Genomic DNA, 21,498 nt, shown 5'->3' on the forward strand with positions numbered 1-21,498 from the left:
AGCGAGTTCGTGTTCTTCGGGAGAGCCGCGGGATGACGTCGGATACTGCCGCCGGGCCGCAGTTCGTGCATCTGCATGTGCACAGCGAGTATTCCCTGCTGGACGGAGCTTGCCGGGTGAAAGACCTGGTGCAGACTTGCCGGCAACTGGGCATGCCGGCGGTGGCGGTCACGGACCACGGGAACCTGTTCGGGGCGATCGAGTTCTACACGGCGGCCCGTGCAGTGGGGGTGAAGCCGATCATCGGGTGCGAGGTCTACATGGCGCCGGGGGACCGGCGCGACCGCGAGACGCGCGGGCTCGGCGAGGCCAGCTATCACCTGCTGCTGCTGGCGCAGAACCTGACGGGCTACCGCAACCTGATCAAGCTGACGAGCATCGGATTCCTGGAGGGCTTCTACTACAAGCCGCGGATCGACAAGGCGGTGCTGCGCGAATTGTCCGAGGGCCTGATCTGCACGAGCACCTGCCTGGGCGGCGAGATCCCGCAAGCGCTGTGCCGACACAACGCGGCGGTGGCGAAGGAGATCGCGGAGGAATACCTGCGCATCTTCGGGCCGGACCGTTTTTTCATCGAGCTGCAGGACCACGGGCTGCGCGAGCAGCGCGAGATCAACCCGGAACTGGCGGCGCTGGCCCGGCGGCTGGGCGTGGGGACGATCGCGACGAACGACGTACACTATCTCACGCATGACGACGTCGAGGCCCACGACGTGCTGTGCTGCATCTCGACGCGGGCGCGGGTCAGCGATCCGAACCGGTTCAAGTTCGACGCGGACCAGTTCTACCTGAAAACGCCGGCCGAGATGGCGGCGACGCTGGCGGCCTACCCGGAAGCGCTGGCGAACACGCTGCGCGTCGCGGGAATGTGCAACCTGGAGTTCGATTTCTCCCAGCGGTTCGCGCCGAAGTTCTCGCCGCCGGCCCAGAAATCGGCCGACGAGTACCTGCGCGAGCTGGTGTATGCGGGGGCGCAGCGGCGTTACGGCGAGGTGAACGCGGAGCTGCGCGAGCGGATCGACTACGAGCTGGACGTCATCAAGAGCAAGGGGTTCAGCGGCTACTTCCTGATCGTGTGGGACTTCGTGGAGTTCGCGCGCCGCAACGGGATCCCGGCGGTGGCACGCGGCAGCGGCTGCAGCACGGTGGTGGGGTACTGCCTCGGGATCAGCGCGGCCGAGCCGCTGCGCTACGGGCTGTATTTCGAGCGCTTCATGGACCCCGAGCGCGACGAGATGCCCGACATCGACATCGACATCTGCCAGGACCGCCGGCAGGACGTGATCAACTACGTGCGCGAGAAGTACGGGCACGTGGCGCAAATCATCACGTTCGGGCGGCTGAAGGCACGGGCCGCGATCCGGGACATCTGCCGCGCGCTGGAGGTGCCGCTGACGGACGCCGATCGCGTGGCCAAGCTCGTGCCCGAAGAGCTGAAGATGACAATCGACAAGGCCCTGGCACGTGAGCCGGAGCTCAAGCGCCTGTACGAGAGCGACGCGACGATCCACAAAGTGCTCGACGTCGGCCGGCGGCTGGAGGGACTGGCCCGACATTCCTCGATCCACGCGGCGGGGGTGGTCATCGCCGACGTGCCGCTGGACACGCTCATTCCGCTCTACAAGCCGGCGGACGCGAAGGACGTCACGACGCAGTTCGAGGGGCCGACCGTCGAGAAAGTCGGCCTGCTGAAAATGGACTTCCTCGGGCTGCGAACGCTGTCGCAGATCGACCTGACCTGTCGGCTGATCAAGAAGCACCACGGCGTCACGATCGACCTGGAGAAGCTCGACCTGGCGGACCTGCGGGTGTACGAGCTGCTGGCACGCGGCGAGACGCGCGGCGTGTTCCAGTTCGAGTCCGGCGGGATGCGCGACGTGCTCATGAAGATGAAGCCGAACCGCATCGAGGACCTGATCGCCGCGAACGCGCTGTTCCGCCCCGGTCCGATGGAGTACATCGACGAATACGTGGCGCGCAAGCACGGCCGCCAGGCCTGGGGCACGCCGCACCCGATCATGACGGAGGTGCTCAACGAGACCTACGGCATCATGGTCTACCAGGAGCAGGTCTCGCGGCTCGTGAATCGGCTGGGCAATGTGCCGCTGCGGCGGGCGTTCCGGCTGGCGAAGGCGATCTCGAAGAAAAAGGAGGCCATGATCGAGGCGGAGCACCAGCCGTTCCTCGATGGCGCGCTGGCGAATGGCGTGTCGCGCGACGTGGCCGAGCAGATCTTCGAGGACATCCTGAAATTCGGCGGGTACGCGTTCAACAAGGCCCACTCGACGGGCTACGCGCTGATCGCGTTTCAGACGGCATACCTGAAGACGTACTACCCGGTCGAGTTCATGGCGGCGCTGCTGACCTATGAAAGCGGCAGCACCGACAAGGTCGCGGAGTACATCGAAGAATGCCGGCGAATGGGCATCCAGATTCTGCCGCCGGATGTGAATGTGAGCGAAGAGGCGTTTACCGTCGTCTACGACGGCCAAGGGATCAAGGGATCAAGGGATCGAGGGATCAAGGATAGTGCGGCGCGGAGCCTTGATCCCTCGATCCCTCGATCCTTCGATCCCTCCTCCGGGCACATCTGCTTCGGACTGGCGGCCATCAGCGGGGTGGGGCACAAGGCCGTGCAAGCTATTCTGACGGCCCGCCGCGAGGGAGGGCGTTTCCGCGATCTGTACGAGTTCTGCGAGCGCGTGGACCTGACCTGCGTGAACAAGGGCGTGCTCGAGGCGCTGATCAAGGCCGGGGCCTTCGACTGCACCGGGGCGATGCGGCGGGCGCTGATGGGCGTCGTTGAAAAGGCGATGGAATTGGGGCAGGAGGTACAGCGCGACCGCCGGGCGGGCCAGCTCAGCATGTTCGGGGGGTTGGCCGGGGGGGAAGTGCCGCCGCCGCCGATCGGCACGGAGGAGTGGACCGATTCGGAGATGCTGGCGTACGAGAAGGCGACACTGGGCTTCTATATCACGAAGCATCCGCTGGCCCAGTATGAAGAGCTTGTGCGGCGGTTCAGTACGGCGGATACATCGGACCTGGTGCGGCTCTCGGATGGGCAGCAGATCGTGCTCGGCGGGCTCGTGTCACGCGTGCGGAGCGTGCCGATCAAGACGGGGCGGTCGCTGGGGAAGAAGTTGGTGGTCGCGACGATCGAGGACTTCGCGGGTGCGACGGAGATCATCGTTTTCCCGGGGCAGCAGGAGGACGCGCTGCCGGCGCTGAAGCCGGACGCCGTGGTCTTTGTGACCGGCGCCGTGGACCGCCGGCGCGAGGAGCCAAGCATTCGGACGGAGCGGGTGATCCCGATCGAGCAGGCGCGGCGCGAGTTCGCGCGCGAGACGATCGTGCGGCTGCGGAGCGGCCCGGAGGCGGCGGCGACATTGCCGCGCATCCAGCAACTCTGCCGGACCCACCGCGGAAATTGTCCCCTCTACATTGAAGTCACGTCCCCGGAGGGCTGGACGGCGCTGGTGAAGGGGCGGCAGGCCGCAACGATCGACCCCTCGGAGGATTTCATCGGGCGCGTGCAGTGCCTCGATGGCGTGCAGGGCGTGGTGTGCTACGGGGCGCGCGGTGCCGTGGGTGCTGCGCATATATAACCGCCGGCCCGCGACAGCCCGTGCCGCGTCGCCGCGTCGCGTCACACCCGCGCCTCGGGAGTCGGTGTCCGGACTACGTGAAGAGCATGCCCAGCAGGCCCAGGAAGCCCATGATCAGGGCGGGGATGCTGCTGAAGAACGTGCCGATGGCATTGAAGAACCAGTTCATGGCTTCCATTCCTTGAAATAGACCGCGAAAAGAAGTTGACACCGGTCATCATTATCGGAAGGAACGGGGGTCGGTCAAGAGGGCGGCGGGGGGCAACCCGTGCGCGGGTTCGGTGCTGGGTGCGGGCGGGCCGGGACTGCCGGGCGCAAAAAAGAAGCGCCCATCACGCGTGACGGGCGCCTCGCAGATCAGTAAACAGTGGACGAAGACGGCCGGCGGATCGCTCCACCGGGCGGGCCGCGCAAGGCGGCCGAAAAGTGCGCTGACCTTAGTCCGAGCAGCCGAAGCTGCCGGTCCAGGTATCCCCTAGAAAGGAGGTGATCCAGCCGCAGGTTCCCCTACGGCTACCTTGTTACGACTTAGTCCCAGTTACCGGTCTTACCGTCGGCCGCCGCCTCCTTGCGGTTGGCTAAGCGGACTTCGGGTACTACCGGCTTCCATGACTTGACGGGCGGTGTGTACAAGGCTCAGGAACACATTCACCGCGCCGTGGCTGATGCGCGATTACTAGCGATTCCAACTTCATGGAGTCGAATTGCAGACTCCAATCCGAACTGGGGCGTGTTTTTTGCGATTTGCTCCACCTCGCGGTCTCGCATCGCTCTGTGCACGCCATTGTAGCACGTGTGCATCCCCGGGCATAAAGGCCATGATGACTTGACGTCGTCCCCACCTTCCTCCGGCTTAACGCCGGCAGTCTCGCTAGAGTCCCCGCCATAACGCGCTGGCAACTAGCGACAGGGGTTTCGCTCGTTAAGGGACTTAACCCGACACTTCACAGCACGAGCTGACGACAGCCATGCAACACCTGTGCAAGTTTCACCCCGAAGGGCAGCCCATCTGAGTTATCCCCAAAGGGCATCCAAGCATGTCAAACCCGGGTAAGGTTCTTCGCGTTGCTTCGAATTAAGCCACATGCTCCACCGCTTGTGTGAGCCCCCGTCAATTCCTTTGAGTTTTAGCCTTGCGGCCGTACTCCCCAGGCGGCACACTTAGCACTTTTGCTACGACGCCGGTTCCGTCAGAGGCCCCAACGTCTAGTGTGCATCGTTTACGGCGTGGACTACCAGGGTATCTAATCCTGTTTGCTCCCCACGCTTTCGCGTCTCAGCGTCAGAATCGGCCCAGTGCCCCGCTTTCGCTTCTGGCGTTCCTCTAGATATCTACGCATTTCACCGCTCCACCTAGAGTTCCAGGCACCTCTACCGACCTCAAGCTAGGTAGTTTGCCGTGCAGTTCCATGGTTGAGCCATGGGATTTCACACGACACTTACCAAGCCGCCTACACGCGCTTTAAGCCCAGTGATTCCGAACAACGCTTGCCTCCTCTGTCTTACCGCGACTGCTGGCACAGAGTTAGTCGAGGCTTCCTCTGGGGCGACTCAACGCCAGGACGTATTAGGTCCCTTTGCTTGTTGACCCCTGACAGCAGTTTACATCCCGAAGGACTTCCTCCTGCACGCGGCATTGCTGGGTCAGGCTTGCGCCCATTGCCCAATATTCGTTACTGCAGCCACCCGTAGGTGTCCGGGCAGTGTCTCAGTCCCGATGTGGCGGGCCAACCTCTCAGTCCCGCTACCCGTCGCTGCCTTGGTAGGCCGTTACCCTGCCAACTAGCTGATAGGACATGGGCCGCTCCCAAACCGATAGGCCTTGCGGTCCCCATCTTTGATCACCAGGCCATGCGACCCGGTGACTTCATCGGGTATTAGCAGCACTTTCGCTAAAGGGATTGCTCCCGCTGTTATCCCCGAGTTCGAGGTACGTTACCCATGCATTACTCACCCTTTCGCCACTAACCGCAATATTGCTACTGCGGTCCGTTCGACTTGCATGTCTTAGCCATGCCGCCAGCGTTCGTTCTGAGCCAGGATCAAACTCTTCAGAAATATCCGGTCTATCCGGCCCGAGGGCCGGAATCGTGCCGAATCGGCCCCAGCCGCCCGCTGCGGGCGAGTGGCTGAGGTTGCCCGACGGAACAGTGTCACACCGTAACTTCCGCCGGGACGTGTTGTGGATCCGACGCGGGCACCCCGGTTCCGCAGGGGGGCCGCGCCGTCACACTTTTGCGGCTTCGTCCACTGTTCACTTGTCACAGATCAGCCCGCCATTGCTGGCGGGGCCCCGTATAGTAGCACGTCCACCGCTCTTTGCAAGCCCCGGACCCGCCAAAAATCGGGCTAAATCGCGCCCGGCTCCCTACAAATCCGCCCCCCCACCCGCCGTGCGCACGGAACCGCCCCGTCGGAAACGAGTTATGGATGACCGTCGCCCACGCGCAACCCGCGCCGCTGGACTGGACACTCCGCCGCGACGTAGCATTCACCCGGTGGCAGGACAGTCCGATAGGCGTCCCGGGGCGCAGCGGACGCCGGGAATGTCCCGGTTTCGGAGAGGCAGGGCCGCACGGCCGGGCCGGAGCCCGGCTGCCCGGCTCGACCGTGGGCAACAGGAGAAAATCGATGTCGAAATTCGCTTCTCGGCGCGGGGTTCTCGTTCTGGCCGCACTGGCCGCGGTGGCCCTGATGGGCGGGTGTCCGTGGACCACGATCCCGGACGGCGATGGTTCGAACACCAAGGCGGCGCTCAAGCGCTTCAACAGCACGGATGAGCTGGTCACGTTCTTCCGGCAGCGCGCCCTCGCGCGCCACACACGCGGGTTCGGCCTGTTCGGGGCCGGCGACGCGCTGCCGACGGCGGACATGGCCGCGGACGGCCAGGAAAACGGTGGTGGCGACGACAGTGACGACACGTCGTACTCGACGACGAACATCCAGGAAGAGGGCGTCGACGAGAGCGACAAGTTCAAGTCCAACGGGGCCCAGTTCTTCATCGCGAAAGGCCCCACGCTGCGGATCATCGACGCCGTCCCGTTCACGGACATGGCCGAGCTGGCCAGCGTGGATTTCGGCGGCTACATGCTGGATTCGCTCTACCTGGTCGGCACGAAGGTGCTTGTGCTGGGGCAGACCTGGGGCTTGGGCGATCCGAGGGGCGGGCCCGAAATCATGATCTGGCCGCCGTACTACCAGAACGCGACGACGCTCGTCGCCGAGGTGGACGTAAGCGACCCGGCGAACCCGGTGATCACGCAGCAGAACGAGCTGGACGGCTCGCTCGTCACGTCACGGTTGACGAACGGGCGCCTGATCGTGGTCCTCACGATCGCGCCGCCGGTGCCTGAGAACTTGAACGTCTTCACCGCGGGAGCGATCGGCGTGGACGACGTGCTGCCGCGGATGCGCGCGCGCAACGGCAGCGAGAGCGTTATGGTCCCGGCTGAGAACTGGTACCACCCGGAGACGCCGGACGGCTATTACTCCACCGCGGTGCTGACGTTCGACGCGGCGGACGTGACAGCGCCGCTCGGCACGGTGGCGGTGCTCGCGAACGCGGGGACGATCTACGCATCGACCGAGGCGCTGTACATCACGGACACGGAGTACACGGAGGACAACAACTACCGCTCGACGACCGCGCTCCACAAGCTGGCCTTCAACGACGAGGGCATCGCGGAGTACGTGGCCAGCGGGTCGGTGCCGGGGCGGCTGCTGAACCAGTTCTCGCTGGGTGAGTACGAGGGCTATCTCCGCGTCGCGACCCACATTGATCCGGACTGGCTTTGGGGTGCCGAGGGGGTGGATGTAGCCGTGGCGGTGGCAGACACCGGCGCTCGTGAGCAGGACGCGGACGACGCGACGGACGCGGACCCCGACACCGACGGGCCGCGCGCGAACAGCGAGAACAACGCGGTCTATGTGCTCGACGAGGTCGATGGGGTGCTGGAAATCGTCGGCGCGGTCGAGGACATCGCCCCGACGGAGCAGCTTTACGCGGCGCGGTTCCTGGGCACGCGTGGCTTCCTGGTCACGTTCCTGCGGATCGACCCGTTGTTCGTGCTCGACCTGACCGAGCCGACGAATCCGCAACTGCTGGGCGAGCTGGAGATCCCCGGCTATAGCGACTACCTGCACCCGTTCGGTGACGACCTGCTGATCGGGGTGGGCCGCTCGACGCGCGAGTCCCCGTGGGGTGGGGTCGTGCCCGACGCGGTGCAGCTCTCGCTGTTCGACGTGAGCGACCTGGCGAACCCGACGCTACTGCACCAGCTCGAGCTGGGCGGCTACGGCAGCACCTGCGACGCAAGCTGGACGCACAAGGCGTTCACGTTTATGCCGGATCGGGCGCTGTTGGCGATCCCGCTGCAGCTCATGCCGGAGCAGAGCGACCCATACAACGATTGGGAGTACTACTACGGACCAGTGTTCGACGGCGTAGCCTGTTTCACCGTCGATGCGGAGAACGGCTTCACCGAGCTGGGCCGGGTCGAGTCGGTGGTGTACGAGAACTGGTACTACTGGTCCGAGTGGCGGCGGGCGGCGGTGATCGACGACGTGCTCTACGCGGTCACGCCGGCGGGCGTCCGGGCGGCCAGCATGGATGATTTCGAGAACCCGGATGACCTGGTGCTGACGCCCAATGACGGGGAGATCGGCGGCGACGAGCCGGTCTACGACGGCGACGACGGTGAAGCGGAACCAGGCAATCCCGGCGAAGGGCCACGGGCGGCCTAGGTCCTCGTGAACGAAGCGGCCTGAGGGTGGCCGCACGAGGGAGAGGTTGGGAACACGCAGGCGGGTGGCGGCGTCGCGCGGTTGCGGCGTCCGTCACCCGCCTCGCTCAAGTCCACCTGAGATCCAGCGGCGCAGCGAGACCAGCGGGGTCGGCGCAAAAGGCGGCCCCGGCGGGACGCTGAAGCCGTCTGGCCAGGGCCGTCTGCGATTCGCGCGGTTGGGTCGCGCGGTTTTGGATCAGCCAGCGGTTACCTTGACGCACTGCGCCAGGCTCTCGATGTCGCGGATCGTGTCCACGGTCGCCAGGAGCGAGAGGCGCCGGCCGGGAAGCAGCTTGACGGGCGGTTCCGATTTCATCTGGTGATGCCACATGCGTCCACCGCGGCGCCAAGTCTGCCAGGAAGGCCGATGGCGCTTCTGCTGGCGGTGAACGCGAGCCAACTCGGGATCCCGGCGGAACAGGCGGGTGAGCGTCTTGCGGGCCGCCTCGGTGCGCGGCAGCGCGGTAATCTCGATGGAAACGATCTTGCCGGGCGTGATGGTCATCGGTACCACTCCAGTGGATCGAAAGTACGGAGCACAGTAATATAGTGGCGAGTGACGTCGACTGCAAGCGGCGAGCCCGCGGGTCGGGTGCGGCAACGCGTTAAACGAGCTGCCGCGTGCGAGAGTGCCTTGAGCGCGCAGATTATAAACGCTTCTGACATAAACGCTTACGCGTCCGCGCTGGGCGACGCCGTGCAGGCACTGCGGGCCGGCCGCCTTGTTGTGTTTCCCACGGAGACCGTCTACGGCGTGGCGGCCAGTGCCGCGCGCCCGGATGCAGTGGCCCGACTGCGAACGGCGAAGGGCCGGGCTGACTACCAGCCATTTACCGTCCACATCGGCCAGCGGCGCCACGCCCGCCGTTTCCTCACGGACCCGTCGCCGGTAGCGCGCCGGCTGATGCGAAAGGGCTGGCCCGGCCCGCTGACGCTGGTGTGCGAAGAGCCGGCGCCGGAGCGCACGGAAATCGCCACGCTGTGTGATTCCGCGCAGTTGGCGGGGATGTATCATGAGGGCCTGGTTGGGCTGCGCTGCCCGGACCACGCCGCCGCGACCCGCTTTCTGAACGAAGCGGAAGTGCCGGTGGTGGCCAGCAGCGCGAACCGGCAGGGCCAGCCGGCGCCGCTGGATTTGCAGCAGGCGCTGCGGGACCTGCACGGGCTGGTTGACTATGCGATCGACGCCGGCCCGACGCGGCACAGCGCGGCATCGACGATCGTGGAGGTGCGTGGCAATGGCTGGCGGATCCTGCGGGCCGGTGCGGTGGATGAGCGGGTAGTGCAGCGGATGGCGCGGAGCGAGATTCTCTTCGTGTGTACTGGCAACTCGTGCCGGTCGCCGATGGCCGAGTACCTGTTCCGGCGGGCACTGGCCGAGCGGCTGGAGTGCCGCGAGGATGAACTGGCGGCCGCGGGCTATGTGGTGTCGTCGGCCGGAACGATGTCGCTGCGCGGTGGCGTGGCCTCGCCCGGGGCGATGGAGGAACTGGCTCGGCGGGGGGTGGATGGCGGCGGCCACCGGTCGCAGCCGGTGACCGTGGAGCTGATCCATCGCGCGGAGCGTATCTACGTGATGTCGCCAGAGCATCGCGCGGCTATCCTGGAACTGGTGCCGGCGGCGGCCGGACGAGTGTGGCTGCTGGATGAGACTGGACCAGTGGCGGACCCGATGGGCGGATCGGCGGATCAGTATCGTCGCTGCGCCGAACAGATTGAGCGTGCGGTGACCGCGCGAGTGGAGGAATTCCTGGATGAAGATCGCGATTGGTAGCGACCACCGGGGTTTCGAGGCCAAGGAACGCATCAAGGCGTTGCTACAGGGCATGGGCGTCGAGATCAATGACGTCGGCACACACGACAGCCGGCCCTGCGACTATCCCGAGCCGGCGCTGACCGTCGCGGAGGCGGTGGCACATGGCGCGGTCGACGGCGGCGTCCTGTTCTGCGGCAGCGGCATCGGTATGTCGATCACCGCGAACAAGGTCCACGGCGTGCGGGCGGCCCTGTGCCACGACGAGCTGACGGCGCAGATGGCGCGGCGGCACAACGACGCGAACGTGCTCTGCCTGCCGGCGGACCTGGTCGGCGACGCGCTGATGCAGAGCATCGTGCGGATGTGGCTGAAGACGGAGTTTGAAGGGGGCCGGCATGCACGGCGTGTCGAGAAGATTCGCGAGTACGAGCGCACCCACGACTCGGCGGGTCACTCCACCTGACGCGGCGGACGCGAGGGGCGGCAGCGGCGCCTAGCTGAAGGTTTCGTCGATCGGCAGCCGACCGGCATAGCCGACGTCCAACTCATGCCAGTGCGAGATGCACGGCTCGCCGAGTTGCCAGCAGAGCCAGACCTGCCGGCCACGGTGCAGGGCGGGGAAGTCCACGAGTCCGGTTCGCCAGTCCTTCAGCACGCAGCCGACGGCGGACAGTTCGCGGTTCAGTTCGTTGAGTTCGGCTACGCAGTCGTCGATGCGCGTCGCGAGTTCCTGCACGCGTTCCAGGCCGGTGGCGTGCTCGGGATACTCGGCGCGTTCGCGGCGCAGCTCGGCCAGGTCGTCATAACGGCTGACGATCGCCGCCGCGATCCTGCGCACCAGAACTAGGGCGCGGTTGGCGCGTTCGAGAGTGAACAACGGTGCTTCGGCGACAGCGTTGGCGGCGTTGGACGCGGGCGCCTGGTTGGCGGCCATGCGGGCTCCTTGGCCTGCGGTCCAGTGTCTCGGCTCGTCTCTGGACGGTAGCCCGTCGATGGGGCTGCGTCAACACAGCCAAGCGCAACCTATTCAAGCGGAATACGTTAGGAACATCCAGCTCATCCGGCGCTTCCGAACCCCATTACTGCGGACAGCACAGTGCCTGAGCAGATGCACAAGAAGAACAGCCCGCACAGGACGGTCGCCAGAATGCCCTGCCAGTTGCCTTGGCGCGATTGTGTGAGGCTGATGATCCCGAGCGTCAGGCCCGCCAGAGCGAAGAATGCTCCGCCGATCTGTGGGCCGATCACCCATGGGTCCGGCGCGATCTTCATCTGGATTTGCATCAGGTCCTGCGGCGAAGGCTGCGACGTGGGCTGAAAGACACCCGCCGCCGCCAGCAACTGAAAGCCGCGCGCCACCCCCACGCAGAACAACAGCGCGCCGAGTGCGGTGCAGAGCAAGGCGTAGCTGCCGAACGTGCGCGCCACGCGCTGGCGGTGTGGCGGGGTCGGCGGACGGTGCCCCGCGGCGTAGGGCGACGGCATGGTGGTGTCCGGTACGGCGGGACCGTCGGCGGGGCGGGCCATCACCGCGGACTCCGGGTTGTATGTCGATTGAAGCGGCACGCTGAGCGTCAGGCGGCAATAGGGGCAGGCCGCGGTCTTGCCGGCGTGCTCGTCATCGACCTCGATCGGCTGGCCACACTGCGTGCAACAGAATTGAATCGGCATTGCGTCGTTCCGTGTGCGGGCAATTCGCCCCGGGGGCCAGCTGCGACCGGCCGCCGGGATCGCCGATGATACTCGGAGGACGGACTGGTTGTCATCGGGCCAGCCGACGCGGCACCGCAGCGGCTCGTGTTCGCCTGCGCCAAGCGAGTAGCGCGGCGGCCCAGAGTCCGAGGGCGCCAGTGCCCGGCTCGGGCAGGCGCGCAATCCACGCCTCAGTCTCACCGCCGGGGTTCTTGCCGTAGCCGGCGATGATCAGACCGTCGGGAGAGATGCACTTCGCCGATTCGAGTTGCCACCCTGCCAGATCAAGGCCGCATTCCTGCGTGAGGACGTCCGCGAGGCTACGCATGCCGTGCACGATGTCCCAAATGAAAGCCGCCCGTCCCGAGTCTGTCGTGCCGCGTCCGACGATGACGCTGCCGTTGCCAGATGCAGCAAAGGCCTCGCTTTCCGTCGTACCACCAGGCAGATCGCCGAGAGACAGTGGACCGCCTGTGCCCATCCAGCGTACCGCCTCCTGTCCGCTTTCAGAGCAACCGCGCCCGACGATCACGAGCCCGTCAGCCGACACCGCGTTCGCGACACTTGAGAAACAGCCATCTGGCAGGTCGCCCAGGCCGGTCATGCCACTTCCAGGTACCCAACGAAACGCCTCCCCCCCGGCCGCGGAGTAACTCCAGCCCACGATCACGTTGCCGTCGTCGCTGACATCAAATGCATGACTCTGGAAGATACCGCCCGCCAGGTCGCCGAGGCCGATGATGCCGGCGGAATCCCAACGAAACGCCTCGGTCCCGTTGGAAGCCGAGTCGGCCCCAACGATCACGGCTCCGTCGGCCGAGATACCGAAGGCGCTGGCTCCGCCATACCCACCTCCGGGAAGCTCTGGCAGTTGGACCATTCCGTTGTCGGTCCAGCATGCGGCGTAGTCGGCGCCGTACATGCCCTTGGCTTTACCCACGATGGCCGAGCCATCGGCGCACACGGCGTAGGCAACACTCTCGGCACTCGACGGGAGCGCGACCATGCCGCTGGTGGGCGTCCAGCGGAACGCACGGGCGTTGCCGTTGTCGATCGTGTGCACGCCCACGACCACAGTGCCGTCGGCCGACACGCCGTTGGCGACACTCGCGTGCGGTGCGCCGGTCAGGTGGCCCAGGCCCTGGAAGCTCGGCAGGTATTCGGCGCGCGCCGTGGCTTGCAGAGCAGCGAGAAGGGTGACTGCGATAATGACCTTGGCGCACGCCTGCCGTGTTCCCGCCATCGATCAACCTCCTTGTGCCGAATTGCCGTGCGTGACCCACGGATGGGCGTCAGGACACCGTAGTGACGGAACTGATGTGCGATTTCCCGTCTATCGACGCTTCACCACATAGTCTATGCACGCGGCGTAACCGACTTCAAGCGAAGGCAGCCGCCTTGCAGCGAAACGGCCCCGTTCGCCTGCTTGGCAGAGGTAGACCCGTCCGGACGCTCGTGATTCGGCGCATCCGGCCGGTCGCGCGGGCTTGAGCGGCCGTAACCGGCGTCATACGATGCGCGCTGGCACGGTCGATTGGGGACGTGACGGAGCCAGACATGTCCGACACGGCGACAATTCGCTATCCGGTGTGGGTTCGCGGTGATCTCGACGGCTTCTTCGGCCTGATGGTTGACAACCTGGTGCAGGTGCTGCTGATCGTGGCGCTGTGCACGGCGATCGCCGGCCTGCCGGTGGAGTTCATTTTCACCCGTATGCTGCCGGGCGTGGCGATCAGCCTCATTGTCGGGAACCTGTTCTACGGTGCACAGGCCCACTGGGTCGCGCGGCGCCACAACAACCCGACGTGCACGGCGCTGCCGTACGGCATCAACACACCCTCGGTCATCGCCTATGCGTACTTCATCATGGGTCCGGTGTATCGCGCGACCGGCAGCTACGACCTGGCATGGAAAGCCGGCCTGCTGGCCTGCCTGGTCAGCGGCATCATCGAGCTCACCGGGGCGTTCTACGGCGAGCACCTCCGGCGCGTGACGCCGCGCGCCGCGCTGCTTGGCGTGCTGGCGGGCATCGGGATCACGTTCATCGCCGGCGACTTCGCGTTTCGCATCTACACGCGGCCGCTGGTGGGACTGCTGCCGCTGGTGGTGCTTCTGTTGGCGTACTTCGCCCGCTATCGCTTCCCGGGGCGCTTTCCCGGCGGGTTCCTCGCGGTGTTGCTGGGGACGGCGATCGCGTGGGGTACGACGCTGCTGGGGCCGCACTGGAACTTCGACGCCGGCAGCTACGGCTTCGGCAGCGTGGCGATGTCCGCGCTGGGGCTCCGCGACGCGCTGCACGGCTTCGGCTGGATTGCGCCGGTGTTCTGCGGACGGGAGCTGCTGGACGCGCTGGGCCAGCCTGAGCTGGTGGTCAGCTTCCTCGCCGTCTCAATCCCCATGGGCGTGATGAACGTCATCGGCTCGCTGCAGAACATCGAGTCGGCGGAGGCGGGCGGTGATCGCTTCGCGACCGGCCCGTCGCTGGCGGTCAACGGGCTGGGCAGTATCTGCGCCGGGCTGTTCGGCTCGTGCTTTCCGACGACGATCTACATCGGCCACCCGGGCTGGAAGGCGCTCGGGGCCAGGGCAGGCTACTCGCTGCTGAACGGCGTCTTCTTCGCGGCGGTTTTCCTGCTGGGGCTGGGGCCGTTCATCGCTCAGCTCATCCCGATTGAGGCGGGCGCTGCGATCGTCATGTACATCGGCATCATCATCACCGCCCAGGCGTTCCAGGCGACGCCCCGCGCCCACGCGCCCGCCGTCGCGATCGCGCTCTTCCCGGCCCTCGCCTCGTTCGTCATCACCTACGCCGGGATGTACTTCGGCATCGCCGGCGGGCAGACGCTGGCCGACCTCGTCAACGGCGCGCAGCACGGCATGCCGACCGAATGGCTGCCGGGGCTGTTGACGCTGAACGGCGCGAATTCCGCGTGGATCATCGTCACGTTGATTCTGGCGGCGATCGGGGCGGCGCTCGTCGACCGGCGTTACGCCGCCGCCGCCGTCTGGTGCGGGGCCGCGGCGGTGCTCACGGCGCTGGGGTTCGTGCACGCGTTCCGGCTGGAAGGCAACGTCATTCGTGAGCTGTTCGTCTGGCAGAGCACGGCGCCAACGGCGTCCGCACCGACGGGCGCGACCTTCACATACCGGGCCTATCCGATCGCCGTGGGCTACGCGCTGGGTACGGTGGTGCTGGCGTTGGCGGCGCTGCGGGCCCGGCGCGCGGCGCCGGGGGCCGCACCTTCGGACGAAGCCGCGCCGCCGGACGACGCCGAGGTGCCGGATTCGACGTAGGAGCGCATGGCCGCGGTGACCGGGCCGGCGGGGGCTACTCGTGTCGCAGCGCGTCCACGGGGTCGAGGCGCGCGGCCTTGAAGGCCGGGTAGATGCCGCTGATCACGCCGACGATCGTCGCCGTCGCGATGGACGTGATGATGATGGTGGCGTTGATCTCGGTCTTGAAGTTCATGTGCTTCAGCACGTTTTCCATGACGTCGGCGAACATCGCGCCGAGCAGGAGCCCGAGTGAGCCGCCGAGCAGGCTGATCACCAGCGCTTCCACGAGGAATTGCACGAGGATGTCGCTGCGGCGAGCGCCGACCGCCATGCGCACGCCGATCTCGCGGGTGCGCTCGGTGACGGAGACGAGCATGATGTTCATGATGCCGATGCCGCCGACGACGAGGCTGATGCCGGCGATGCTGTAGAAGACGATTTTGAAGACCAGCATGGCCTGGTTGATATTCTGCAGGGCCTCTTCCTGGTTGAAGATGCCGAAGTCGTCGGGCTGGCCGGGGCGGATCTTGTGGGCCTTGCGCAGTTCGCGCTTGACCTGGTTCTGCAGGTCCTCGAGCTGGTCGGGATTCTTCACTGAGATGGTCAGGCGGTTCAGCCACTTGCGGTTGAAGAAGCGTTTCAGGCCGGCCTCGATCGGGATGTACACGGTCTGGTCGGCGTTGATGAAACCGAGGCTGCCGCGTTTTTCGAGCACGCCGATGATGCGATACGTCGCCCCGCCGAGCTTGACGGTCTGGCCGACGGGGTCGGCGCCGGCAAAGAGCTTCTCCGCGACCTGGGCGCCGAGCAGGGCGAGCGCCGAGTCGGGGCTGTCGGATTCGGATTTCGCGAAGAGCCGCCCGCCGCGCTCGGTCTTGAACTCGTGGATTTCGAAGTACTCGCTCGACGTGGCGACGATGGTCACGTCCATGCTCTTCTGGAAGCGTTTGACGGTCGAGCCGCCGATCGCCTCGGGGGCAATGCGCTCCAGCTCGTTGGGCAGGGCGCGCATCAGAAAGCCCATGTCCTCGAGCGTCAGTGTCTGGGCTGACCCGACGATGCGGCCCTCGATGCGCGCGGATTCGGGGAACACGAAGAGCACGTTCGCGCCCAGGGACTTGAAGCGCTTAAAGATGTCGTTCGAGGCGCCCTCGAGGATCGACATGCACGCCACGACGGACGACACGCCGATCAGCACTCCCAGCGTGGCCAGCAGCGAACGCAGAAAGTGCGAGTCCAGGCTGCGGAGCGAGGTAATGATGAGCCGGAGGTAGAACATCCTTGGTCAGCGACGCGCCGCCGCGGCCCGCGCGGTCAATGCGTCACGAATCTCCTTCGTAGGGCAAGCAGCCCAAGCGGCCCCAGCAGGCTTTCCAAGCCGAACAGGCCGCACGCGGGCAGCAGCGCCGGCGTGGGCGCGAAGGCCGGCTCACCGGTCGGCTCCGCCCATTCCGCCGCGATCGCACTATGCATCGCGCTCGCCGCCGCCGCGCTGCGCGTCAGTGTGACAACTTCGGCGAAGGTCTCCAGCGGCGTGCCGAGCATCACGGAGACGCCGACGCCATCGGGCACGTTGGCGGCGTCAGCCTGGATCTTGGCACGCAGGGTGAATGGCGAACCGACCGTGACGTTGTAGGGGTAGCTGAGCACGAGGTTGGGCAGCACAAATACGCGGAACACGCCCAGCTCCGCGTCGAAGTCCGACAGATCCGCGTCGAGGATGCCACGCGTGGGCATGTCCCCGTCGGCCGCGATCGACACCTGACGCTCAGCCCCGCCGGTGATGGTCAGCGTGCCGGCAAACACTTCGAGCGGCTCGGCGTCCGCACGCTCCTGCGTCACGGTGACCTGCACCGTCAGCGTGACGCCGCTGAGGTCGCGGGCGTCATTCACCGCGAACACGGCCAGCACGCCGTCCAGATAGACGCGCCCCAGGTAACGCTGGGTCGTGCCCACGGGCACCCCGGCCTCGGCCGCGGAGAACACGACCTCGCGCACCTCTTCGGTGACCGCGTGTGCCGTGTAGTAGAGCTCGGGCGAAAGGCTGTTGAGCGTCAGGTTGATGGCGAACTCTTCCGGGTTGTCGCCGGACGCCGTCAGCGGATCGGCGAACTGCGCTGCCACCGAGCCCGCGGCCTGGCTGTCGACGGCGCCGAGCCGCGCCACAACCTGCAGGGGTAGCGCCGTGTTGGGATCCGGGTAGCTGGCCTCGGCGGCGTCGGTCCCGCTGGTGCTGGTGGCGCGAAATTCACTGATCTCGACGGCCACCGTGCCGGCGATGGACTTGATCTCACCCCGCGCCACGCCTGCCAGGCAGACCACGGACGCAATGGTGACAACGCCGAACACCCGCCTGTGCGCGTACATCGCTGCTCTCCTCAGAGGCTGCGGTGGCCGGGCAGACGCCGGACCGGACCACGGCCCCATAAAGGATAGGCCCGAAGCGGTCACAGGACAACGGGGCAGACAGGTCAGTGGCCGAGCTTCTCCCGCAGCCAGGCGCGGACGCCGTCCTTGCTGACACGCACCTGCGCGAGGCTGTCGCGGTCGCGGATCGTGACCGTGCCGTCCTTCAGCGTGTCGCCGTCAACCGTGACGCAGAAGGGGGTGCCGACCTCGTCCTGGCGGCGGTAGCGCCGGCCGATGGCGCCCTTGTCGTCATAGAACGCCGTCATGTGGCGTTTCACGTCGCGGTAGATCGCCTCGGCGATCTCGGGCATTCCTTCCTTGTTGACGAGGGGGAACACCGCGACCTTGGTCGGCGCGAGCTTGGGATGGAAGCGCATGAGCACGCGCGTCTCCATCTGGCCCTTGTCGTTGGGAGCCTGGTCCTCGGTGTAGGCCTCGCACAGGAACGCGAGCGTCGCGCGGTCGGCGCCGGCAGACGGCTCGATGACCGTCGGCAGGAAGCGGTAGGGCTCCTTGTTCTTCACGTCCTTCTGCTGGTCGGTGGGGAAGTTGGCCTTGTCGCGCTCCCAGGCGTCGTTGTCGAAGTACGTCAGGTCCTTGCCGCTGTGCTGCTGGTGCTGCGTGAGGTCGAAGCAGCCGCGGTGGGCGACGCCCTCCAGCTCCTGGAACTCCTCCGAGAATGGGAACATGTACTCGATGTCGGCGCAGGCTTTCGAGTAGTGGGCCAGCTCCTCCGGCCCCTGGTCACGCAGGCGGAGCTTCTCGCTCTTCAGCCCGAGGTTCACGTACCAGTTGTAGCGCACGTTGCGCCAGAATTCGTACCACTGCATCGAGTCGGCGGCGTGGCAGAAGAACTCGATTTCCATCTGCTCGAACTCGCGCGAGCGGAACGTGTAGTTGCGCGGGTTGATCTCGTTGCGGAACGACTTGCCGACCTGCGCGATGCCGAACGGGACCTTCACCCGCGTCGTGTCGAGGACGTTCTTGAAGTTGGCGAAGATGCCCTGGGCGGTTTCGGGCCGCAGAAAAGCCTTGGCGGAGGCGTCCTGCACCGCGCCGACGAACGTCTCGAACATCAGGTTGAACGCGCGCGGCTCGGTAAGGCTGCCCTGCGCATCACACGCTGGACATTTCAGCGTGGCGAGCTGCGCGTCAATTACGTCCTTGAACGGGATGGCCTCGACGACCACCTCGCCGCCGCCATGCTTCTTCGCGAGTTTCTTGGCCTGCGTCTGAGCTGCGTCCCGTGCGCCTGCCGCGGAATCCGCCTCGACCGAGAAGTGCGCGAGTTCCGTAGCGCCGGCAGCGCGGCTGACGACAACATGAAACACCTTGTCGAGCCGGAAGCGCGCTTTGCAGCTCTTGCAGTCTACCATCGGGTCGGCGAAGCCGGTGGCGTGGCCGCTGGCCTCCCAGACCTTCGGGTTCATGATGATCGAGCAGTCGACGCCGACCATCTCGACCTCGTGCCCGTCCGGGCCGATCGGCGGGTTGGTGACCATGTCGTGCCACCAGAGGTCCTTGATGTTGCGCTTGAGTTCGACGCCGAGCGGCCCGTAGTCCCAGAAGCCGCCGATGCCGCCGTAAATTTCGCTGGATTGGTAAATGAACCCGCGGCGCTTGCAGAGCGCGGTGAGCTTGTCCATAAACGCGGTGTCGGCGGGCATCGTGTTCCTTTCTGCGGGCGACGCGCTGGCCGTCAGGTGCCGAATCTCAGCCACTCGTAGATCGGCTGTTGGCGACGAATCATAGAGGGGCAGCGCGCGCGTGCAAAGCGCCGCGCGCAACGCCGCGCGGCGGACGGTTGCGGATCTTCGCCGCGCGTACCGCTGCCCAGCGCGGGCTTGAACGCGAGGCCTCGTGGCGAAGGCCGGCCACAATCCACGCGCTCCACACCCTGTGGGTTGTCACGGTTATGGGGCGTTGCCGCTGCCAGCCGCGCAAAACATGCATGAATAATTTATTCCCGGACTTTGGCATCGAGCGCGATTACGTATTGCCCATCTTAACATCAATACGCGACTGACTGTTAATTCTGTCAAACTCCATGAAATAAAGGCTTTGCGCGCGCGACAGAAACCGGACCGAATTAATCCTGTCGCCAAAGTGCTTCGTCCCGCCGGTCGATAAAAAAATCAGTGGGCACGGGTGTGCCCCGGGGTTGGTTGACACACCGGGCCGGGCGAGGCCCGCGGTCGGGAAGTGAAGCCGCGACGGTGTGTCGTGTTCTTGGCGGCGTTCTCAGGAAACGCTGGGCCAGAAAGCGAGCGAAGTCATGAGTCAGGTAACAGGCATCAACTTTGGTGGCGTGCCCCCGGTTCGGCGAGTGTCGGTCGCCACCGAACCGCCGGAGCAGGTCACGCCCGCGGACACGCCAGATGTGTTCGAGATCACGGGCATGACCGTAACCGACGCGCTGGCGACGCTGGACGACCCGCGGATCGCTGAGATTCGGCGACAGATCGAGTCGGGCACATACCTCACGGAACACAAGCTCGAGGTGGTTTACGAGCGGTTGACGGATCTGCTGATCCGCAGCCAGGCTCAACTGCGGCGCGCGAGCGCGTAGCACGCACCGTTGTTTCCAGAGTCCTCCTACGACGCCGGGCCCGGGGGAGTCCGGCGTCGGCCTATTGAAGGAATGCCTTGCGGGGGGCCGGGTTGCCGGTCAGCCGGCGGGCAGGTCGGCGAGGCGCGTCAGTTCCTGCACGCAGAAACGATCCGTCATGCCGGCCACGTAGTCGGCGACGACGCGGTGGAGGCCATGCGCGGCGATTCGCCGGCGGAAGCGTTCGGGGAGTACGGCGGGGTGAGCCACGCAGGCAGCAAAAACGCCGGTGAGAATGCTGCGGGCCTGGGCGTCGGCGTGCTGCAGGCGCGCGCTGCGGTAGACGTGCGTCTGGAGGAACTGGTCGAGCTGACGAAGCTGGGCGTCCACTTCCGGTGACAAGGCGAGGAGAAAATCCGGCCGCGCCGGGGCGGATGCGAGGTCGTCCAGAACGCAGGTCTGGATGCGGTCGATGGCGGGGCGCAGGTGACCGGGCCAGGCGTCGGGGCCGCGATAGGCCCAGCGCCAGAGCTCTACCGCGCGCAGGCCGGCGGGGTCGAGCAGCCCCGCGTAGAGACCGTCCTGCAAATCATGCAGTGCGTAGGCGAGCCGGTCCGCAAGGTCGACGACTGCGCATTCGGCGGGCGGCGGCTGTTCGTCCTGCAGCGGATGCGCGCCGGGCTGGTCATAGGGTGTGCTGTGCCAGGCGAGGCAGGTGCGGACGACGCGGGTCAGGTTGAGCCCGTGGAATTCGGGGTAGGGGTGCTCGAGTTCCTCGACGATGCGCAGCGTATGGCGATTGTGCTCGAAGCCACCGTGGTCGCGGAGGCAGGCGTCGAGGGCCTGTTCGCCGGCATGGCCGAACGGCGGGTGGCCCAGGTCGTGGGCGAGCGCGACGACCTCGGCCAGGTCGGCGTTGAGGTCGATGCGGAGTGCGATGCAACGCGCCAGGTGCGCGACTTCGAGCGTATGCGTGAGCCGCGAGCGAAAATGGTCGCTGTCGGGCGCGACGAAGACCTGTGTCTTGTGCTGGAGGCGTCGAAACGCGGCGGCGTGGACGATGCGCTGCCGGTCGAGCAGCAGTGGCGGCAGGGAATCGGCGAGCGGATCGGGGTGCTCGCGAGCGAAATCGAGTTGCCCCACGGTGCGGTTCCTGCGTGCGATGGTGCTAGGCGGCGTTAAGTGGATGGAGGGAGGCGATGGCGACGGGGCTGATCAGGACCCAGTCATCCACCAGGCCTTCAGCACCGTTGTGGTACAGGCCGACGAAGACCGAACGCTTGCCCACAACGATCACTTCCGGATGGCGAACCTCGATGGAGCGCCCGTCGCGGAGGCGGATGGCAAACGGCTCGAACGGCCGCTTGCGCACCAGCGTCAGAATCTCGTTGGGGTCCATGAGTGATCCTCGACTTGGAGCCGCCGCGC

General features: G+C 66.1%; 15 protein-coding genes and 1 rRNA gene. 6 read left to right on the forward strand and 10 right to left on the reverse strand.

Going from position 1 to position 21,498, the window contains the following annotated elements; translation table 11 throughout:
• Positions 1–32: 32 nt before the first annotated feature.
• Positions 33–3,605, forward strand: a complete 3,573-nt coding sequence (locus KA383_14265) for a DNA polymerase III subunit alpha (protein MBP7747283.1) — start codon at positions 33–35, stop codon at positions 3,603–3,605.
• Between the two features lie 479 nt (positions 3,606–4,084).
• Here KA383_14265 and KA383_14270 read toward each other — a convergent pair.
• Positions 4,085–5,663 (reverse strand): 16S ribosomal RNA (locus KA383_14270).
• 573 nt (positions 5,664–6,236) lie between these two features.
• On the opposite strand from KA383_14270, the gene KA383_14275 reads away from it, so the two are divergent.
• Positions 6,237–8,348 carry a beta-propeller domain-containing protein gene (locus tag KA383_14275; protein ID MBP7747284.1) on the forward strand — a complete coding sequence of 704 codons (2,112 nt, stop codon included), beginning with the start codon at positions 6,237–6,239 and terminating at the stop codon, positions 8,346–8,348.
• A 237-nt stretch (positions 8,349–8,585) separates the two neighbouring features.
• Here KA383_14275 and KA383_14280 read toward each other — a convergent pair whose 3' ends face one another.
• The gene (locus tag KA383_14280; GenBank protein ID MBP7747285.1) at positions 8,586–8,894 is read right to left on the reverse strand and encodes a hypothetical protein; all 309 of its coding nucleotides are present in this window, start codon (positions 8,892–8,894) and stop codon (positions 8,586–8,588) included.
• A gap of 129 nt (positions 8,895–9,023) precedes the next feature.
• Here KA383_14280 and KA383_14285 point away from each other — a divergent pair, with 129 nt between their 5' ends.
• Positions 9,024–10,163 carry a threonylcarbamoyl-AMP synthase gene (locus KA383_14285; protein MBP7747286.1) on the forward strand — a complete coding sequence of 380 codons (1,140 nt, stop codon included), beginning with the start codon at positions 9,024–9,026 and terminating at the stop codon, positions 10,161–10,163.
• A complete protein-coding gene (gene rpiB, locus KA383_14290; protein ID MBP7747287.1) occupies positions 10,144–10,608 on the forward strand; it encodes a ribose 5-phosphate isomerase B in 465 nt (154 codons plus the stop codon). Before KA383_14285 ends, rpiB begins: the two co-directional genes overlap by 20 nt.
• A 30-nt stretch (positions 10,609–10,638) precedes the next feature.
• Here the strand turns inward: rpiB and KA383_14295 are convergent, their stop codons facing one another.
• From KA383_14295 to KA383_14305, 3 genes are all read right to left on the reverse strand, one after another.
• Complete coding sequence (locus tag KA383_14295; protein MBP7747288.1) at positions 10,639–11,079, reverse strand: DUF2203 domain-containing protein; 441 nt, start codon at positions 11,077–11,079, stop codon at positions 10,639–10,641.
• 122 nt (positions 11,080–11,201) lie between these two features.
• Complete coding sequence (locus tag KA383_14300; GenBank protein ID MBP7747289.1) at positions 11,202–11,816, reverse strand: hypothetical protein; 615 nt, start codon at positions 11,814–11,816, stop codon at positions 11,202–11,204.
• Positions 11,817–11,907: 91 nt separating this feature from the next.
• A complete protein-coding gene (locus KA383_14305; protein MBP7747290.1) occupies positions 11,908–13,080 on the reverse strand; it encodes a PEP-CTERM sorting domain-containing protein in 1,173 nt (390 codons plus the stop codon).
• A gap of 314 nt (positions 13,081–13,394) precedes the next feature.
• Between KA383_14305 and KA383_14310 the strand changes: the two genes are divergently transcribed.
• Positions 13,395–15,131, forward strand: coding sequence for an NCS2 family permease (locus KA383_14310; GenBank protein MBP7747291.1), 1,737 nt, complete (start codon positions 13,395–13,397; stop codon positions 15,129–15,131).
• 34 nt (positions 15,132–15,165) lie between these two features.
• Here KA383_14310 and KA383_14315 read toward each other — a convergent pair whose 3' ends face one another.
• The 3 genes from KA383_14315 to KA383_14325 form a co-directional block, all read right to left on the reverse strand.
• The gene (locus tag KA383_14315) at positions 15,166–16,392 is read right to left on the reverse strand and encodes an ABC transporter permease (protein MBP7747292.1); all 1,227 of its coding nucleotides are present in this window, start codon (positions 16,390–16,392) and stop codon (positions 15,166–15,168) included.
• A 35-nt stretch (positions 16,393–16,427) separates the two neighbouring features.
• Positions 16,428–17,480, reverse strand: coding sequence for a hypothetical protein (locus KA383_14320; GenBank protein MBP7747293.1), 1,053 nt, complete (start codon positions 17,478–17,480; stop codon positions 16,428–16,430).
• 104 nt (positions 17,481–17,584) lie between these two features.
• On the reverse strand, positions 17,585–19,168 hold the full coding sequence (locus KA383_14325) for a glycine--tRNA ligase (protein MBP7747294.1): 1,584 nt from the start codon (positions 19,166–19,168) through the stop codon (positions 17,585–17,587).
• Between the two features lie 629 nt (positions 19,169–19,797).
• On the opposite strand from KA383_14325, the gene KA383_14330 reads away from it, so the two are divergent.
• Entirely contained in the window at positions 19,798–20,091 is a 294-nt protein-coding gene (locus tag KA383_14330; protein MBP7747295.1) for a hypothetical protein, read from the forward strand.
• A gap of 99 nt (positions 20,092–20,190) precedes the next feature.
• Here the strand turns inward: KA383_14330 and dgt are convergent, their stop codons facing one another.
• Positions 20,191–21,213 carry a dNTP triphosphohydrolase gene (dgt, locus tag KA383_14335; GenBank protein MBP7747296.1) on the reverse strand — a complete coding sequence of 341 codons (1,023 nt, stop codon included), beginning with the start codon at positions 21,211–21,213 and terminating at the stop codon, positions 20,191–20,193.
• A 25-nt stretch (positions 21,214–21,238) separates the two neighbouring features.
• Positions 21,239–21,469 (reverse strand): hypothetical protein, encoded by a 231-nt coding sequence (locus tag KA383_14340; GenBank protein MBP7747297.1) that lies wholly within the window; start codon positions 21,467–21,469, stop codon positions 21,239–21,241.
• Positions 21,470–21,498: the final 29 nt, after the last annotated feature.

Source organism: Phycisphaerae bacterium (assembly GCA_017999985.1).
GTDB lineage: Bacteria > Planctomycetota > Phycisphaerae > UBA1845 > Fen-1342 > JAGNKU01.

Coding starts and splice junctions, on each gene's coding strand:
- KA383_14280 (MBP7747285.1), bottom strand. CDS start 8,894: ATGACCATCACGCCCGGCAAGATCGTTTCCATCGAGATTACCGCGCTG.
- KA383_14320 (MBP7747293.1), bottom strand. CDS start 17,480: ATGTACGCGCACAGGCGGGTGTTCGGCGTTGTCACCATTGCGTCCGTG.
- KA383_14275 (MBP7747284.1), top strand. CDS start 6,237: ATGTCGAAATTCGCTTCTCGGCGCGGGGTTCTCGTTCTGGCCGCACTG.
- KA383_14330 (MBP7747295.1), top strand. CDS start 19,798: ATGAGTCAGGTAACAGGCATCAACTTTGGTGGCGTGCCCCCGGTTCGG.
- KA383_14295 (MBP7747288.1), bottom strand. CDS start 11,079: ATGGCCGCCAACCAGGCGCCCGCGTCCAACGCCGCCAACGCTGTCGCC.
- rpiB (MBP7747287.1), top strand. CDS start 10,144: ATGAAGATCGCGATTGGTAGCGACCACCGGGGTTTCGAGGCCAAGGAA.
- KA383_14305 (MBP7747290.1), bottom strand. CDS start 13,080: ATGGCGGGAACACGGCAGGCGTGCGCCAAGGTCATTATCGCAGTCACC.
- KA383_14265 (MBP7747283.1), top strand. CDS start 33: ATGACGTCGGATACTGCCGCCGGGCCGCAGTTCGTGCATCTGCATGTG.
- KA383_14310 (MBP7747291.1), top strand. CDS start 13,395: ATGTCCGACACGGCGACAATTCGCTATCCGGTGTGGGTTCGCGGTGAT.
- KA383_14300 (MBP7747289.1), bottom strand. CDS start 11,816: ATGCCGATTCAATTCTGTTGCACGCAGTGTGGCCAGCCGATCGAGGTC.
- KA383_14340 (MBP7747297.1), bottom strand. CDS start 21,469: ATGGACCCCAACGAGATTCTGACGCTGGTGCGCAAGCGGCCGTTCGAG.
- KA383_14325 (MBP7747294.1), bottom strand. CDS start 19,168: ATGGACAAGCTCACCGCGCTCTGCAAGCGCCGCGGGTTCATTTACCAA.
- KA383_14315 (MBP7747292.1), bottom strand. CDS start 16,392: ATGTTCTACCTCCGGCTCATCATTACCTCGCTCCGCAGCCTGGACTCG.